The sequence below is a fragment of the Rhizobium mesosinicum genome, assembly GCF_019511345.1.
Taxonomy (GTDB): Bacteria; Pseudomonadota; Alphaproteobacteria; order Rhizobiales; family Rhizobiaceae; genus Rhizobium; species Rhizobium mesosinicum.
On record NZ_JAEUAK010000013.1, the window covers coordinates 81639 to 95707 of the forward strand.

Sequence of the window (14069 nt, forward strand, 5' to 3'; positions counted from 1 at the left end):
ATGACATCAGTCGTTCTCGAAAGTGTCCGCAAGAATTTCGGCAGCCTGGAGGTCATGAAGGGCGTTGATCTCACCGTCGAGCCGGGTGAGTTCTGCGTCTTTGTCGGCCCGTCCGGCTGCGGAAAATCGACCCTTCTGCGCATCATCTCTGGATTGGAGACGACGACATCGGGGCAAGTGTTCATCGACGGCAAAGACGTGACCCATGCCGAGCCTTCCGAGCGTGGCATCGCCATGGTTTTCCAGTCCTATGCGCTCTATCCGCATCTGACCGTTGCGGAGAACATCGGCTTCGGCCTGTCGCTTGCAAAGCGCCCCAAGGCAGAAATTGCCGAAAGGGTGAAGCAGACCGCCGACGTTCTGCAGCTCGCGCATCTGCTCGATCGGAAACCGAAGGCGCTTTCCGGCGGCCAGCGTCAGCGTGTCGCGATCGGACGGGCAATCATCCGCAATCCGAAAGTCTTTCTGTTCGACGAACCGCTATCGAACCTCGATGCATCACTGCGCTCGCAGATGCGCATCGAGTTGACCGAGCTTCATGCCAAGCTCGGTGCGACCATGATCTATGTCACCCATGATCAGGTCGAGGCGATGACCATGGCCGACAAGATCGTCGTCCTGAACGGCGGACAGATTGAACAGGTCGGCACGCCGATGACGCTCTACAACAATCCGGCCAGCCCCTTCGTTGCAGGCTTCATCGGCTCACCGAAGATGAATCTTTTCGAGGGAGCAATTGCCGCGCGGGAAGGCTGCCGGATCTACGGTATCCGGCCCGAGCATATCGCGCTTTCATCCACCGAAGGAAAGTGGCAGGGCAAGGTGCGCCATATCGAGCGGCTCGGCGCCGACACTGTGGTCTATCTCGACGTTCCGGAACTGCAGACGCTTGTCGTACGCACGGACGGCGATCGGCCGGTGACAACAGGCGAAACGCAATTCGCCTCACCGCTCATCGGCAAGGAACATAGGTTTTCCTGATCGTTATCGGACGATACGAAAGTCATTCGGCACCTCATCAAGCGTTGCTTCCTCCGCCTTCACGTCGGATACGGAGGAGCCGGAGGGACCGCTCCAGAAACGCTCCAGCATGGCACCGGTAGCGTCCTGAGAGCCGACAATCAAAGCGCTGACGGAGCCGTCGGCCTCATTGCGCACCCAGCCTGTTAAGCCGAGCTGCAAGGCTTGGCCGCGGGTCCAGGCGCGATAGCCGACGCCTTGCACGCCACCGGTGATGCACACACGAAAGGCATCCTGACTGATCGTCATTTTGAAGTCCTCCCTGACATCAGGACAATGATGCGCGGCTGTCGCTCGTTCCAAGCGCGACCTGTTCTGAGAGCCATGTTCACGGCATCTCAACCGGCGACGGAGATATTCCCTATCACTGAGCGTATATCCCGGCGGAAGTCGGACGGGGACATGCCGGCAATATTCCGGAACGACTTGTTGAAGGCACTGATCGATCCAAAACCGCTGTCCATCGCGATCTGGAGCACATTCGAGCCCTCGCCCATCAACTGTGCCTGGGCATGCGAAAGACGCAGCAGATTGAGATATTTGCTGATCGTCATGCCGGTCGTCTTCTTGAACAGGTTCATCGCATATTTCGGATGGAGATCGACCGCGCGGGCAATCTCGACGGTATCGATATCCTGCAAGAAATTGCTCGCAATGAAGTCGCACATGCGAGCAACGCTGCGGGACAATTGCGCGTTGGGTTGTTCAAGTTCGTCGGCGATATTTCCAGGTATCATCGAGTAGGAATCGAGCGCAATCCGCTCGATGCGCAGAAGCAGTTCATCCACGGCATGCTGCGTCTTCCGCGGGTCGCCGGACCTGGCATAATCATACCAACGCGGGAAATTCGCTTCATCCGCCGCGTCGGTCGAAGACGTCAGCAGCATCTCTCCTTTCATCAGGCGCGTACCTATTGTCGGAGGCAGGCGCATCTTGAAGAAATAAACGAGCGGCAGATGCGCGCCGGCATAGAGAGAATCATCGGAGGATTCGTCCATCTGATGCGGCTGCCCGCCCCAGAACAGACACATCTGGCCAGCCCTGAGGCTGACTTCATGGCCGTTCATGCGGTAGTGAACATTGCCGCGCATGATGTAATTGACCTCAACCTGCGCATGCCAGTGCGGCATCGCCATGACCGGCGGATGGGCATAAAACATCTGAAGCGCCATCGGCATGCCTTCAATGGTGCTCGCACCGGGCTGATAAACAGGTTTGCCGACGACCTTACTTTCCGCCAATTCCATATTCCCTTTTTATGAGACAGCCGTTCCCGCGGCGCTAGATTAGCCACGTTCGCTCAGCGACGGCAATTGAAAAGGGAGGATTTTCATGCGCTCTAAACTCATCACTGCAACGACAGCGCTTGTGCTGCATGCGTCCGGATCTGCTTACGCACAATCCGCGACGCTTACTATCTGGAGCTGGAATGTCGCAGCTTCGGCTCTCAAATCCACGGTCGAAGGCTTCAACAAGCAGTTTCCCGACATCAAGGTCGATGTTCAGGATCTTGGTAATCAGCAGGTCTTCGACAAGACGCTCGCTGCCTGCGCCGCCGGTGGCGACGGGCTTCCCGATATCGTGACGGTCGAGAATTTCGAGGCCGAGATCTTTTGGAGCCGCTTTCCGGATTGCTTCGCCAATTTGAAAGACCTCGGCTACAACGCCGACATGCAGGCGAAATTCCCCGAGTTCAAGCGCACCGAACTCGAGGTCGGCGATGTCGCCTATGCCATGCCTTGGGATTCCGGCCCGGTCGCCGTCTTCTATCGTCGTGATTACTATGAAAAGGCTGGCGTCGATCCTAAATCGATCGCCACTTGGGACGACTTCATTGCTGCCGGCAAGAAGATCTCTGCCGCCAATCCCGGTGTCGTGATGGGCCAGGCCGATTTCAACGGCGACAGCGAATGGTTCCGCATGCTCGCCAATGAACAGGGCTGCGGCTATTTCTCGACCGATGGCCAGTCGATCACCATCAATCAGCCGGCCTGCGTCCAGACGCTGGAAAAAGTCAAGGCGATGAAGGATGCCGGCACGCTGACGGCGGCAAACTGGGATGAGAAGATCTCCTCCAACACCGCCGGCAAAGTGGCAAGCCAGCTGTTCGGCGGATGGTATGAAGGCACGATCCGTTCGGGCTCTCCCGATCTCTCAGGCAAGTGGGGCGTCTATGCCATGCCCGGCATGACCGCAGATAGCCCGCACGCTGCCAACCTCGGCGGCTCGTCGCTTGCCATCAACGCCAATTCGCAGAACAAGGAAGCAGCCTTCAAATATCTGACCTATGCGCTCACGACCAATGAGGGCCAGGTCACGATGCTGAAGTCGTTCGGCCTCGTGCCATCGCTCCTGTCGGCCGTTCAGGATCCCTTCGTCAACGAGCCGCAGCCCTATTGGGGCGGGCAGAAGATCTGGGCCGACATTCTCGCTACCCTCCCGAAGATCGTGCCGAGCCGCGGCACGGCCTTCCAGACGGATGCAGATGCCATCTACAAGACGACGCAGACGAAGTATTTCGCCGGCGGCTATCCCGATGCGAAGGCGGCCCTCGACGATGCCGCCAAGCAGATCGCTTCGGCGACGGGTCTTTCGATCGCACAATGAATGGCCAGCCGGGCGTTTCAGCGCCCGGCCTCGCTTGCCGCGGGAGGCGGCAGGCACATTCGTTTCGGTAAGGAGGTACCATGCCGGTCAGAAACCGGAGCGCCTACGCGTTCCTTGCGCCCTATCTTCTGGTCTTTGCCGCCTTCTGGGTCTGGCCGATCATCAACTCGTTTCTGATCTCGTTCCAGAACACGCGCATCAATCCATGGAAATTCAGCTTTCAGGCCAATTGGGGGCGCCTCTTTGCCGACCCGGCCTTCTACAATGCCGTCTATAATACGCTCGTCATCCTGGTCATCCAGGTGCCAGTCATGATCGCCCTTGCGACCATCATGGCGGTGCTGCTCAATTCACCGCTTCTGAAAGCGCGCGCCCTGTTTCGCTTCGCCTTCTTCGCGCCGGTCGTGGTCGGCGAAGTCGCCTATGCAGCCGTTTTCCGGCTGATGTTCAACCTCGATTTCGGAATCATCAACAAGCTGATCGGCGTAGCCGGCCTTGCCCCTGTTTCCTGGTTCGACAATGCCAATGCCGCCATGGTCGTCATCGTCATCGCCGTGACTTGGCGCTGGGCGGGTTACAATGCCATTATAATCCTGGCCGGCCTGCAATCGATCCCGGAAGATGTCTATGAGGCGGCGACACTCGACCGCGTCAGTAAGCTGCAGCAGTTCTTCCATATCACTTTGCCGCTCCTGAAGCCGATTATCCTCTTCTGCGTGGTTCTGTCCGTCATCGGCACGATGCAGCTCTTCGCCGAGCCCTTCCTAATCACCAACCGCGGTGGGCCGGGCGGCGGCACGGAGACGCTCGGCCTGCTTCTCTATCGCCAAGGCTTTACCTCGCTGAACTTCGGTTATGCCTCGGCGATCGCCTATACGATGGCAGCGCTCGCAGTCGCGATCTCGCTTCTCAATCTCTGGGTCGGGAGGGAGGCGAAATGAGATCCAAGTCGCAATCCCTTCTCGTCCGCCAGATCGCCCTGCACGCCTTGCTGCTGCCGCTCGCAATCATCTGGCTCTTTCCGCTCTGGATGATGTTCGTCTTCTCGACCATGCCCGATTACGGCATCTTCAGCCCGCAAATCGTGCTCTGGCCATCGACCAACTTCGTCGCAAACTTCCAGAACCTGCAGGCGGACACGAACTTCGTCGGCGCGATGGTGATCTCCATCGTCGTCGCCACCGTCTATACCGTTTTGTCCGTGCTCCTGACCTCCATGGCCGGATGGGCGCTCGCCCGCTACCGCTTCGTCGGCCGCTCGCTGGTCATCGCCATCATCCTCGGCACGATCACGCTTCCCTATTTCGTCGTGGTCATTCCGCAATTCATCATGGTGGCGCGCGAGTTCAAGCTCGCCAATACCTGGATTGCCCTCATCGTGCCGCCGCTCTTCAATTCGCTCGGTGTGTTGTTCATGCGGCAATCCTTTTCCATGATGCCGAACGATCTCTTCGATGCGGCACGCGTTGAAGGTGTCAAGGAGTGGCAGATCTTCCTGCGCATTGCCCTGCCGCTTGCCCGGCCCACGATGGCGGCGCTGGCAATCATCCTCTTCCTCGCCTCCTGGAACAACTATCTCTGGCCGCTGCTGATCAATTCGAAGCCGGGCATGATGACGGCTCCGGTAGCGCTTGGCGTTCTGATTGGCCTCACCAAAGTTTCCTGGGGCGGCATCATGGCCGGTGCGGTGCTTTTGACCGCACCGATCCTCATCGTCTTCGTGGCTCTACAGCGCCACTTCATCGCCGGCATTGCGGCCGGCGCAATCAAATAATCGGGGAGCCCATGGCAGAGCTTTCACTCAACAATATCGTCAAACGTTACGGTTCATTCGAAATCATTCACGGCGCCGATCTGGACGTGAAAGACGGCGAATTCGTCGTCTTCGTCGGCCCTTCCGGTTGCGGGAAGTCCACGCTCTTGCGCATGATCGCCGGCCTCGAGGATATCACCGGCGGCGAACTGAAGATCAGCGGGCGCGTCGTCAACGATGTCGAACCCGCCGACCGCGGCATCGCCATGGTCTTCCAGTCCTATGCGCTCTATCCGCATCTGACCGTCGAGGAAAACCTGAGCTTCGGCCTGCGCATGAACGGCAATCCGAAGGCCGATACCGAACGGCGCGTCCGCCATGTCGCGGAGATCCTGCAGATCACGGAACTGATGACGCGCCGGCCGAAGCAGCTCTCCGGCGGCCAGCGCCAGCGTGTGGCGATCGGCCGCGCCATCGTGCGCGAACCGCAGGTCTTCCTGTTCGACGAGCCGCTCTCGAACCTCGATGCGGAATTGCGCGTACAGATGCGCGTCGAGATCTCCAGACTGCACAAGCAGCTCGGCACGACGATGATCTATGTCACCCATGATCAGACGGAGGCGATGACGCTGGCCGACAAGATCGTCGTGCTGCGCGCCGGCAATATCGAACAAATCGGTGCGCCGCTCGATCTTTACGACGACCCGGCCAACCAGTTCGTAGCAGGCTTCGTCGGTTCGCCGAAAATGAACTTCCTCAGAGCCGAGGTGACTGGCGTGAAGGCCGGCAGGGCAACGGTCGTGCTTACAGGCGACAAGACGGTTCGGATGGAGGTGCCCCTTTCCGACCGGTCCGTAACATCAGGCGCGGAAGTGACGCTCGGTATCCGGCCCGAACATTTCGGCGAGGCGGGCCAGGGCGAGGCTGATCTGACCGTTGCCGTCGATGTTGCCGAGCACCTTGGAAATACCAGTTACATCTACGCCAATTTCGGTGGCGAGCAGCTCATCATCGAGCAGCCTGAATCCCGCAATCTTGGGAAGACCGAGACGCTGACGGTCTCCCTGCCCGCCGCCCGCACCTTCCTGTTCGACACCGCTGGCAAGCGGCTCCGCTAACCTGATCCCAAGACTTAGACGAAAGAGGATAGTATGACTTCAGATAATCCGATCCGCTGGGGCATCATCGGCCCCGGCACAATCGCCCGCACCTTTGCCGATGGCGTCGCGCATTCACGCACTGGCAAACTCGTGGCGATCGCCACCCGCAATCCCGATAAGCCCGGCCTTGCCGAGGGCTTTCCGGGAGCACGTATCGTCAACGGCTACGAAACCCTGCTGACGGACAAGGAGGTCGACGCGATCTATATCGCTACACCCCATACCGGCCATGCCGAATGGGCCATCAAGGCGATCCGCGCTGGCAAACATGTGCTGGTCGAAAAGCCCATCGCACTCTCGGCTTATGACGCCGAGACAATCTACTACGAGGCGAAGAAGGCCGGCGTCTTTGCCGGCGAAGCTTTCATGTATCGTGTCCACCCGCAGACCGAAAAGCTGGTCGAACTCGTCAAGAGCGGCGTGATCGGCGAAATCCGCATCATCCGCTCGAGCTTCGGCTTCAGCATGGGGACATACAAGCCGGAACATCGCCTGTTTGCCAATGAAACGGCCGGCGGCGGCATTCTCGATGTCGGTGGCTATCCCGTTTCCATGGCCCGGTTGATTGCCGGTGCCGCAGCCGGAAAACCGTTCCTCGATCCCGAAAAGGTCTCGGGTGTCGCCCATCTCGGCCAGTCCGGCGTCGACGAGTGGGCATCGGCCGTGCTGAAATTCCCGAACGAGATCATCGCCGAAGTCTCTTGCTCGATCATGGCACAGCAGGACAATGTCTTGCGCATCATCGGCTCGCAGGGCCGTATCGAGGTCAAAGATTTCTGGTTTGCCTCCGGCCACAAGGGCGGCGTCGGCAAGATCGAAATCTTCAAAAACGGTGAGCAGGAGACGATCGAGATCAAGGAAGACCGCTGGCTCTATTCCTTCGAGGCGGATGCCGCCGGTGATGCGATCCGCGCCGGCGAGCAGGAATTCCGCTCGCCGGGCATGAGCTGGGCGGATTCGATCAATAACCTCAAGGTCCTCGACCAATGGCGCGCTTCGGTCGGTCTCGAATACGGCGTCGAAAAAGCCGCCAGGCGCACCCGGAACATCGTCGGCGACGTTGTCCGGCGCGGCAATTCCATACCGCAGCGCCAGATCCCTGGCATTTCCAAGCCGGCCTCGGTCGTCACCCTCGGCTTCGAATTCTTCCCGAATTTCGCGGCCGCCTCACTCACGCTCGACACCTTCTATGAAGCGGGCGGCAATGTCTTCGACACAGCCTTTGTCTATGGCGGCGGCAAGACGGAGAGCATCTTCGGCGACTGGCATACGAGCCGGCAGGTCCCTCGTGAGGAGATCGTGCTGATCGGCAAGGGTGCCCACTCGCCGCTCTGCTATCCCGATGTCATCGGCAGACAACTCGACCAGTCGCTCAATCGCCTGAAGACCGACTATGTCGATATCTACTTCATGCATCGCGACAATACCGACGTGCCGGTCGGCGAATTCGTCGACGCCATGGATGCCGAGGTCAAGCGCGGCCGCATCCGCGGCATCTTCGGCGGCTCGAACTGGACGCGTGAGCGTTTCGACGAGGCGATCGCCTATGCCCGGAAGAATGGCAAGGCAGCACCTGCCGCTCTTTCCAACAACTTCTCGCTCGCCGAAATGCTCGATCCGATCTGGGCCGGCTGCGTCGCCGCCTCTGATGATGAGTGGAAGAAGTGGCTGAACGAAAAGCAGATCCCGAACTTCGCCTGGTCGAGCCAGGGCCGCGGTTTCTTCACCGATCGGGCCGGCCGCGACAAGCGTGACGACGAGGAGATCGTGCGTTGCTGGTATTCGGATCGCAATTTCGAACGCCGTGACCGCGCGATCGCGCTTGGCAAGGAGCTTGGCCGTCATCCGATCCATATCGCGCTCGCCTATGTCATCGCTCAGCCCTTCCCCGTCATCCCGCTGATCGGGCCGCGCACGATCGCCGAGCTGGAAGACAGCCTTTCGGCGCTGGACATAAAGCTGACGGCCGAACAGGTGAAATGGCTGGAAAGCTGATTGCCTCTTCCAAAGACGGCATGACGACAAGCGGCAAGCCTGAGCGCCTGCCGCTTTTGTGGTGTGCGACGCTGTAGCGTCAGCAACAACTAATCCATCGGTGTTGCATTCTCGCCATTGCAGTCAACCACAGGTCATCTAGTGTGGAGCTGCACCAGGGAGCAACGCGATGACGCGAACGGTTTGGCCGAAGGAAGCGCTGACGTCGGAGACGATGAATTTTCTCGACGGCATTCACCAGGAATGGTGCTCGGCTGCGCGTTGCAGCCGTAGCAGCAGCCTCGGAATGGCGAAGGCGAAAGCGCTGGTCGACTGGTTCGAGTTCGGCGTGCAGGATCGCGCCGAATTGCTGGGTCTGCTCTCAGAAGATTTTTCCGGCGCCGCCTGAGGCGCCTACTTGTTTTTGCCGTATTGGCGCTACCTCACTCTGGACGATATCAGGAGGCGACGCCTTTGCGTAAACATCTAGTATTATTCGGCATTATCGTGTTCCCGGCAGCAGCTTTCGCGCAATCCCCGGATTTGGAGGCGACATGTCAATCCGTCGCCAAGGCCTTCTTCATGAGCGATCAGCTTTCGATCGGCATGGTTCAATCCTTTCCGGAACTCAAGCCACCGGGTGTTCGCATGACCTACTCGACGCGGCAGGGGACTGCGCCGGGCGAGATGACCGATGAATTCGAATGCGAGTTCGACAAGGTCGGCAAGCCGCATCAGCTTACGCGGTTCTGCGTGTCAAATACCTGTTACTCGCCGAGCGAAGACGATGCCGATCGAAAGCGTCGCTTCGAGGAAGCCCGGATTCTGCTGGAGCGTAGTGAGAAATAATCTACCTGTACGTGACTAACGGCGCCCGTGAATATCACCGCTCTCGCCGGCGCCTTGGAGCAGAGCCGCATCGTCGCGATCGTCTTCGTCGATCAACTCCTGCATCGTCTCGTGTTCGTCATCCTCGCTGAGCTCGTCGGATGCCTGCAGCCAATGGCGAAGTGCGGCTCCTTCCGGACGGCCCTCCTGCTCCCAAATCTCGTAGGCGCGCTGCCGAATTGCTTCTTCCTTGTCTCTGGCCATTCTCTTACCTCCAGCTGCCGGCTTCCTCTCGTCATTGGGCGACGCCGGTGATCGGATCGACGATTGGCCGCTCGCTTTCATCCCTGGCGCCCGGCGGCTGGACCGTCGCGGGAGCGATGGACTCCTTATCCGCACGCTCTGGCGCTTCCACAATCGGCCCGACATCCCTGGGACGGCGCTGTTCGGCTTTGGCGTTGGTATCCTTCGTGCCCATGACGCATCTCCTTTGCTAGGAAACACCGGCATTCGTTCGAGGTTCCGCCGCCGAATTCAAATGAGTGCTGGGCAGCAGGCTGCTTTCCCTATCGCTCCAACCAATCGGCAGGAGCGATAGGGCGGAGCCGGGAATTTTCCGGGCTGTCAGAACTTCTCGGTCGTATCAGCCTTGCCCTTGACCCAGTAGCCCGAGGCCTTGATCCAGCTCAGCGGATAGCCGCGTTCTTCGACAAGATAGGCACGGACGGACCGCACCACCGACGCTTCGGCTGCGATCCAGACGAATGTCTGGGGCACGATATCGATGCCTGCCAAAGCAGCAATCAGCGGGTCGGCATCCGTCACGTTGAAAAGAGGACGGTAGACCCAGCGCGTTGTGAGCGCTGCCGCTGTTTCGAAGGATTGCTCTTCTTCCGAGCCTGCGACTGCGGCGATTGCCACAATGGTCGTATCTGCCCGGCTCTCCTCGATGCGCCGGCCAATGGCAGGCAGAGCCGTCTCGTCGCCGATCAGAAGCCATCTCTTCACACTGTCGGCCACCACGGCCGAGCCGCGCGGGCCTCCGATCTCAAGAGACGTCCCGGGCTGGGCGTCGATCGCCCATTGCGTGGCGGGACCCGCCTCATGCAGGGCGAAGTCGATCGTCAGGCTGCGGGCCGCATTGTCGTAGCGGCGTGGCGTGTAATCCCGCCGTTCCTCGGCGCCGTCGACACCTGGCACGATGATTTTGATGTGGTCGTCAGGCGCAAGGCTGGTGAAATCGGCGAGGTCTTCTCCCGTCAGCACGATGCGCCGCATACCGGGGGTGATATCGGTGACGCTTTCGACCGTCAGCGAACGGCGGCGCAATTCGTGGCGGACACGCTCGATAACGGGTGCGGGAAACTGATGATTTGTGGATCGATTGTTGTCCATCATGTCCTTCCGGGGCTTCAGGAGACGATCCGCAGGACACAGTCGCGCAGATCGAAGCCGCAAAGCCGTTCGATCATACGCGTTGAGTGACGTTAACGCTTACGTGGCCGAAAGGTCATCGGCCAATGGCGTTTCCTATAGCGAAGGCCTGAATAAGAGGCAATAAAAACTTGAATAATATTCTCCATTTTTGACATTGCCGACAGAGCCACCTTGAAGTTGTCATGTACATTATCTTTCGCACGCAATCGGTATGGTTCTTGCAACGTTACCAATATCCATACGTTGGAGAGACCAAGTGTAATGGAATGGAACATATACGAGCGCTTTCCCCCTCTGGTGCTGATGCTGGGTGGCCGGGAAAAATACAGGGTCCTTAGGACGTTGAGAGACGCCGCTGAGGTTTTGATAGCAGATTGGCCGTCCGAGGACGGCGAGGAATATGTCGTGGCCGTCAAGGCTTGCGTCGATGCGATCACCGGGCAGATCGATGTGAGTGAACTGCAGGACGCTATTCGCCGTGCTGCAGCTGAGGCTGGCATTGGCATCTTGACGGTTGTGCAAGCGCATCGCCAGGAGCAACGGACCGACAAGGACGCTTGCCGTCTTGCCTGAAAACCGCGACGATGTCGTCAGCAAGGTTGGCGATGATGAGATGCGGCATAGGCTTGATGGCTGTGGCGTTGGTTTGCGCAGCGTGGGGTATCGTGGCGGCCACGGCCAGCGCTGGCGAGCCGTCCGCTTCCGGAGCGGCTTGCCTATACCAGGGTGACGCCGGTGACGGACAAACGCTCTGCATTCGAAAAGATCACTTCAATACCGATCTCTGCGCGGTCATGGACCGTTTCGCGGCGATCCACAACCTTCCGCCGGCCTTCTTCGCCCGCCTCATCTGGCGCGAAAGCCTGTTTCGCCCGGAAGTGGTCAGTCCGAAGGGCGCAGAGGGTATTGCGCAATTCATGCCGGGTACCGCCCGGTTGCGATCGCTCGAAAACAGTTTTGACGTCGTCCAGGCGCTCAAGGCGTCGTCCGGCTACCTCGACGAGCTCAGGCTTCGTTTCGGCAATCTAGGACTTGCTGCCGCTGCCTATAATGCCGGGGAATCCGGCCTCAGCCGGTTTCTCACCTCCGGCCGCCTGCCGATCGAAACCCGCGACTATGTGTTCGCGATTACCGGCCAGACAGTCGAAACCTGGCGGGACAGCCCTCCGGAAACGGCTGCGCCGGAGCTGCGGGAGGGTATGCCGTTCCACCAAGCATGCGTAGCGCTCGCAGAGACCCGGCAGATGAACGAGCCGGTGCTGACCGAATCGGCCGACTGGGCGCCATGGGGCGTACAGCTTGCCGCCCACTACAATCCTTCCGTGGCGGACCGGCTCTTTACCGTATCGCTTACTAAGCTTCCTGAGCCGCTGAACGCCGAGCGCGCCCTGATCGTGCGCCAGAGGGGCGGAAATTTCGGCTACCGCCCCCGCTATGCTGCGAGAATCGGCCGAGAGACTCGCGCCGAAGCGGCCAAGCTCTGCAGCACCATTCGCGCCGCAGGGGTTGCCTGCACTGTCTTCCGGAACCGCTGAAGGTGGATTTGGCGAATTTGCGAACAGTGGCGGGGCTACTTCGCCCCACCTTCGATCCAGGCGTAGCCAATGGCAAACGTGTGTTTCCAATGTCCGAAGAGATAGGGCATTGCAAGAGTATTTGCTTGCGTCACCTCGATGCCTGCGGCTTTAAGCCTCGCGGCAAAATCTGCCGTCATCGTCGCGTCTTTATCGCTGGGGCCGCGCCAAAGGACGAGGACAGGGCCTTTCGTATTGGCGTAGTCGGTCGCTGCCGTGTCCGGGAAGTCCGGAAGCACGGTCGGCACGTCTGGCAATTGCAGACGAAAGTTGCCGGCAAGGTATTTGTTGGAGGCGATGACGAGGTTCGGTTTGCGGCTCGCCGTCAGCTCTGATGCGAAACCCGCCATGGGGGCGTTCAGGATCGGATAGTTGCCGACATATTGGGCCCCGACGATCCTGACGGTCAGGACTGTCACGATGATGACCATTGCCACCGGCACAACAGGCAGGAAACGACGAATCCCGATGGACAGGTCGATGCCTGCGGCCTGCATTTTCAACAGCATGTAGATGGGCAGGACCAGCAGAAACGGGTCAAGCCAGCGCTCGTGAATATGGCTTGCACCACCAACAACGACGAGGGCTACGGCAAGCAGGCTTGCCGCCATCATCCGCTCGATCAGGCGGATCATCGGGCTCGTCGCCCTGAGCGCGCGCAAGAGGTCGCGGCGGAAGGCGGCGGCGAACAGCACGACCGGCAAGGCTGAGAAGCCGATGACGGCAACGACAAGGGAGACGAGCCCCTGACCGATACGCAGGATGGCGCTCGAGGCTTCGTGCCTTGCCGTCATCCGCTGCAGGGTCGCTGTCGAGGCGCTGTCGATATTGTCCTTCAGCCAGAGCGCGTGCGGCAGGACGATCAAAACGCCGATCGCAATTGCAGCAAGCACGCGCCAGTCGAACAGGCGGCGACGCCAATCCCTATCCGCCAACACCGCGAGCAGGGCGGCGGCAGGCAGGATGGCAAAATTATATTTGGAAATCACCCCGATGCCGGCAGCGGCGCCGACCAGGAGATAAGAAGTGAATGTCGGCTTTTGCAGCGTTCTGAACAGGCCATAGAGAAACAGCCCCGTCGCGACGAGCAGCGCCACGGTATGGGTCAGCTCGCGCTGCGCAAGAAAGCCGACCTGTGGGAGGGTGATGAGGCTTAGCATCGCGACTGCCGCAAGCGCCCTGTCCTTCAACGCCTCTCGAGCAGCGAGCCCATAGAACACGTAGCAGAGAAAAAGAATGATGTTTTTTGGGATCACCAGCGTCCATATCGACAGGCCGGCGACCGAGACCACTGCATATTGCAGCCAATTGTAGAAGGGCGGCTGCGGGCCATAGCCTAAGAAGAGATACTGCGAGAAGAACGCCTGCTCGGATTCATCAAGACCAAGCGTGTCGGGAAGCGCGATCCGAATGAGTGCGTGGATGATAAAATAGGCAGCCAGAAACAACATTGCGGCAGGAAGGCTGCTGCCGATCCGCAACAGCATCGATCGCCGGCCCGTGTCGCTTTTCTCAGGCGGTAGAAAAGGGATGCTTTCGACGCTCACGATCTGACAACCGATCTGACGACAGCATAATCCGCAGCTTCTCGAATGGCTTGTCGAAACTTTGGGACTTCTGTTCGAGGCATTCCTGGCATTCCCCCTGTAAGCGCTACCCTGAATAGCAGGCCACTCCGCCTGATGAAAGTCTAAATGGGTTCAAGAGAGGGAAACC

Annotated in this window: 15 protein-coding genes and 1 pseudogene; 10 read left to right on the plus strand and 6 right to left on the minus strand. The window is 59.4% G+C overall.

The window, feature by feature from the left end; all coding sequences use genetic code 11:
* Window positions 1-981 carry an ABC transporter ATP-binding protein gene (locus JNB85_RS26230; protein ID WP_220337353.1) on the plus strand — a complete coding sequence of 327 codons (981 nt, stop codon included), beginning with the start codon at window positions 1-3 and terminating at the stop codon, window positions 979-981.
* Between the two features lie 3 nt (window positions 982-984).
* On the opposite strand, the gene JNB85_RS26235 is transcribed toward JNB85_RS26230, so the two are convergent.
* Complete coding sequence (locus tag JNB85_RS26235; RefSeq protein WP_220337354.1) at window positions 985-1269, minus strand: acylphosphatase; 285 nt, start codon at window positions 1267-1269, stop codon at window positions 985-987.
* A gap of 89 nt (window positions 1270-1358) precedes the next feature.
* On the minus strand, window positions 1359-2267 hold the full coding sequence (locus tag JNB85_RS26240; RefSeq protein WP_220337355.1) for a helix-turn-helix domain-containing protein: 909 nt from the start codon (window positions 2265-2267) through the stop codon (window positions 1359-1361).
* An 85-nt stretch (window positions 2268-2352) separates the two neighbouring features.
* Here JNB85_RS26240 and JNB85_RS26245 point away from each other — a divergent pair, with 85 nt between their 5' ends.
* The 7 genes from JNB85_RS26245 to JNB85_RS26275 all read left to right on the plus strand — a co-directional run bounded on the left by JNB85_RS26245 (window position 2353) and on the right by JNB85_RS26275 (window position 9363).
* Window positions 2353-3627 (plus strand): ABC transporter substrate-binding protein, encoded by a 1275-nt coding sequence (locus tag JNB85_RS26245; RefSeq protein WP_220337356.1) that lies wholly within the window; start codon window positions 2353-2355, stop codon window positions 3625-3627.
* Window positions 3628-3707: 80 nt separating this feature from the next.
* The gene (locus tag JNB85_RS26250) at window positions 3708-4568 is read left to right on the plus strand and encodes a carbohydrate ABC transporter permease (protein WP_220337357.1); all 861 of its coding nucleotides are present in this window, start codon (window positions 3708-3710) and stop codon (window positions 4566-4568) included.
* The gene (locus JNB85_RS26255; protein WP_220337358.1) at window positions 4565-5401 is read left to right on the plus strand and encodes a carbohydrate ABC transporter permease; all 837 of its coding nucleotides are present in this window, start codon (window positions 4565-4567) and stop codon (window positions 5399-5401) included. The genes JNB85_RS26250 and JNB85_RS26255 overlap by 4 nt, the downstream gene beginning before the upstream one ends.
* 11 nt (window positions 5402-5412) lie before the next feature.
* Window positions 5413-6498, plus strand: a complete 1086-nt coding sequence (locus JNB85_RS26260; protein ID WP_220337359.1) for an ABC transporter ATP-binding protein — start codon at window positions 5413-5415, stop codon at window positions 6496-6498.
* 33 nt (window positions 6499-6531) lie between these two features.
* On the plus strand, window positions 6532-8535 hold the full coding sequence (locus tag JNB85_RS26265; protein WP_220337360.1) for an aldo/keto reductase: 2004 nt from the start codon (window positions 6532-6534) through the stop codon (window positions 8533-8535).
* A gap of 169 nt (window positions 8536-8704) precedes the next feature.
* Window positions 8705-8923 (plus strand): hypothetical protein, encoded by a 219-nt coding sequence (locus tag JNB85_RS26270; RefSeq protein ID WP_220337361.1) that lies wholly within the window; start codon window positions 8705-8707, stop codon window positions 8921-8923.
* 65 nt (window positions 8924-8988) lie between these two features.
* Complete coding sequence (locus tag JNB85_RS26275) at window positions 8989-9363, plus strand: hypothetical protein (protein WP_220337362.1); 375 nt, start codon at window positions 8989-8991, stop codon at window positions 9361-9363.
* A gap of 33 nt (window positions 9364-9396) precedes the next feature.
* Here JNB85_RS26275 and JNB85_RS26280 read toward each other — a convergent pair.
* From JNB85_RS26280 to JNB85_RS26290, 3 genes and pseudogenes are all read right to left on the minus strand, one after another.
* A pseudogene (locus tag JNB85_RS26280) lies at window positions 9397-9606 on the minus strand (DUF2934 domain-containing protein); the annotation flags it as partial.
* A 31-nt stretch (window positions 9607-9637) separates the two neighbouring features.
* On the minus strand, window positions 9638-9820 hold the full coding sequence (locus JNB85_RS26285; protein ID WP_220337363.1) for a hypothetical protein: 183 nt from the start codon (window positions 9818-9820) through the stop codon (window positions 9638-9640).
* 146 nt (window positions 9821-9966) lie between these two features.
* Entirely contained in the window at window positions 9967-10737 is a 771-nt protein-coding gene (locus JNB85_RS26290) for a siderophore-interacting protein (RefSeq protein ID WP_220337364.1), read from the minus strand.
* A gap of 303 nt (window positions 10738-11040) precedes the next feature.
* Between JNB85_RS26290 and JNB85_RS26295 the strand changes: the two genes are divergently transcribed.
* Window positions 11041-11352, plus strand: a complete 312-nt coding sequence (locus JNB85_RS26295) for a DUF982 domain-containing protein (RefSeq protein WP_220337365.1) — start codon at window positions 11041-11043, stop codon at window positions 11350-11352.
* Between the two features lie 32 nt (window positions 11353-11384).
* On the plus strand, window positions 11385-12314 hold the full coding sequence (locus tag JNB85_RS26300; protein ID WP_220337426.1) for a transglycosylase SLT domain-containing protein: 930 nt from the start codon (window positions 11385-11387) through the stop codon (window positions 12312-12314).
* A gap of 35 nt (window positions 12315-12349) precedes the next feature.
* On the opposite strand, the gene JNB85_RS26305 is transcribed toward JNB85_RS26300, so the two are convergent.
* A complete protein-coding gene (locus tag JNB85_RS26305) occupies window positions 12350-13840 on the minus strand; it encodes a glycosyltransferase family 39 protein (protein ID WP_220337366.1) in 1491 nt (496 codons plus the stop codon).
* Between the last annotated feature and the right edge of the window lie 229 nt (window positions 13841-14069).

Bases quoted from the DNA above. Each gene is read 5' to 3' on its own strand.
- JNB85_RS26235 (WP_220337354.1), bottom strand. From the start codon at position 1,269: ATGACGATCAGTCAGGATGCCTTTCGTGTGTGCATCACCGGTGGCGTG.
- JNB85_RS26240 (WP_220337355.1), bottom strand. From the start codon at position 2,267: ATGGAATTGGCGGAAAGTAAGGTCGTCGGCAAACCTGTTTATCAGCCC.
- JNB85_RS26245 (WP_220337356.1), top strand. From the start codon at position 2,353: ATGCGCTCTAAACTCATCACTGCAACGACAGCGCTTGTGCTGCATGCG.
- JNB85_RS26230 (WP_220337353.1), top strand. From the start codon at position 1: ATGACATCAGTCGTTCTCGAAAGTGTCCGCAAGAATTTCGGCAGCCTG.
- JNB85_RS26270 (WP_220337361.1), top strand. From the start codon at position 8,705: ATGACGCGAACGGTTTGGCCGAAGGAAGCGCTGACGTCGGAGACGATG.
- JNB85_RS26305 (WP_220337366.1), bottom strand. From the start codon at position 13,840: ATGCTGTTGCGGATCGGCAGCAGCCTTCCTGCCGCAATGTTGTTTCTG.
- JNB85_RS26260 (WP_220337359.1), top strand. From the start codon at position 5,413: ATGGCAGAGCTTTCACTCAACAATATCGTCAAACGTTACGGTTCATTC.
- JNB85_RS26295 (WP_220337365.1), top strand. From the start codon at position 11,041: ATGGAATGGAACATATACGAGCGCTTTCCCCCTCTGGTGCTGATGCTG.
- JNB85_RS26300 (WP_220337426.1), top strand. From the start codon at position 11,385: ATGATGAGATGCGGCATAGGCTTGATGGCTGTGGCGTTGGTTTGCGCA.
- JNB85_RS26250 (WP_220337357.1), top strand. From the start codon at position 3,708: ATGCCGGTCAGAAACCGGAGCGCCTACGCGTTCCTTGCGCCCTATCTT.
- JNB85_RS26265 (WP_220337360.1), top strand. From the start codon at position 6,532: ATGACTTCAGATAATCCGATCCGCTGGGGCATCATCGGCCCCGGCACA.
- JNB85_RS26285 (WP_220337363.1), bottom strand. From the start codon at position 9,820: ATGGGCACGAAGGATACCAACGCCAAAGCCGAACAGCGCCGTCCCAGG.
- JNB85_RS26255 (WP_220337358.1), top strand. From the start codon at position 4,565: ATGAGATCCAAGTCGCAATCCCTTCTCGTCCGCCAGATCGCCCTGCAC.
- JNB85_RS26290 (WP_220337364.1), bottom strand. From the start codon at position 10,737: ATGGACAACAATCGATCCACAAATCATCAGTTTCCCGCACCCGTTATC.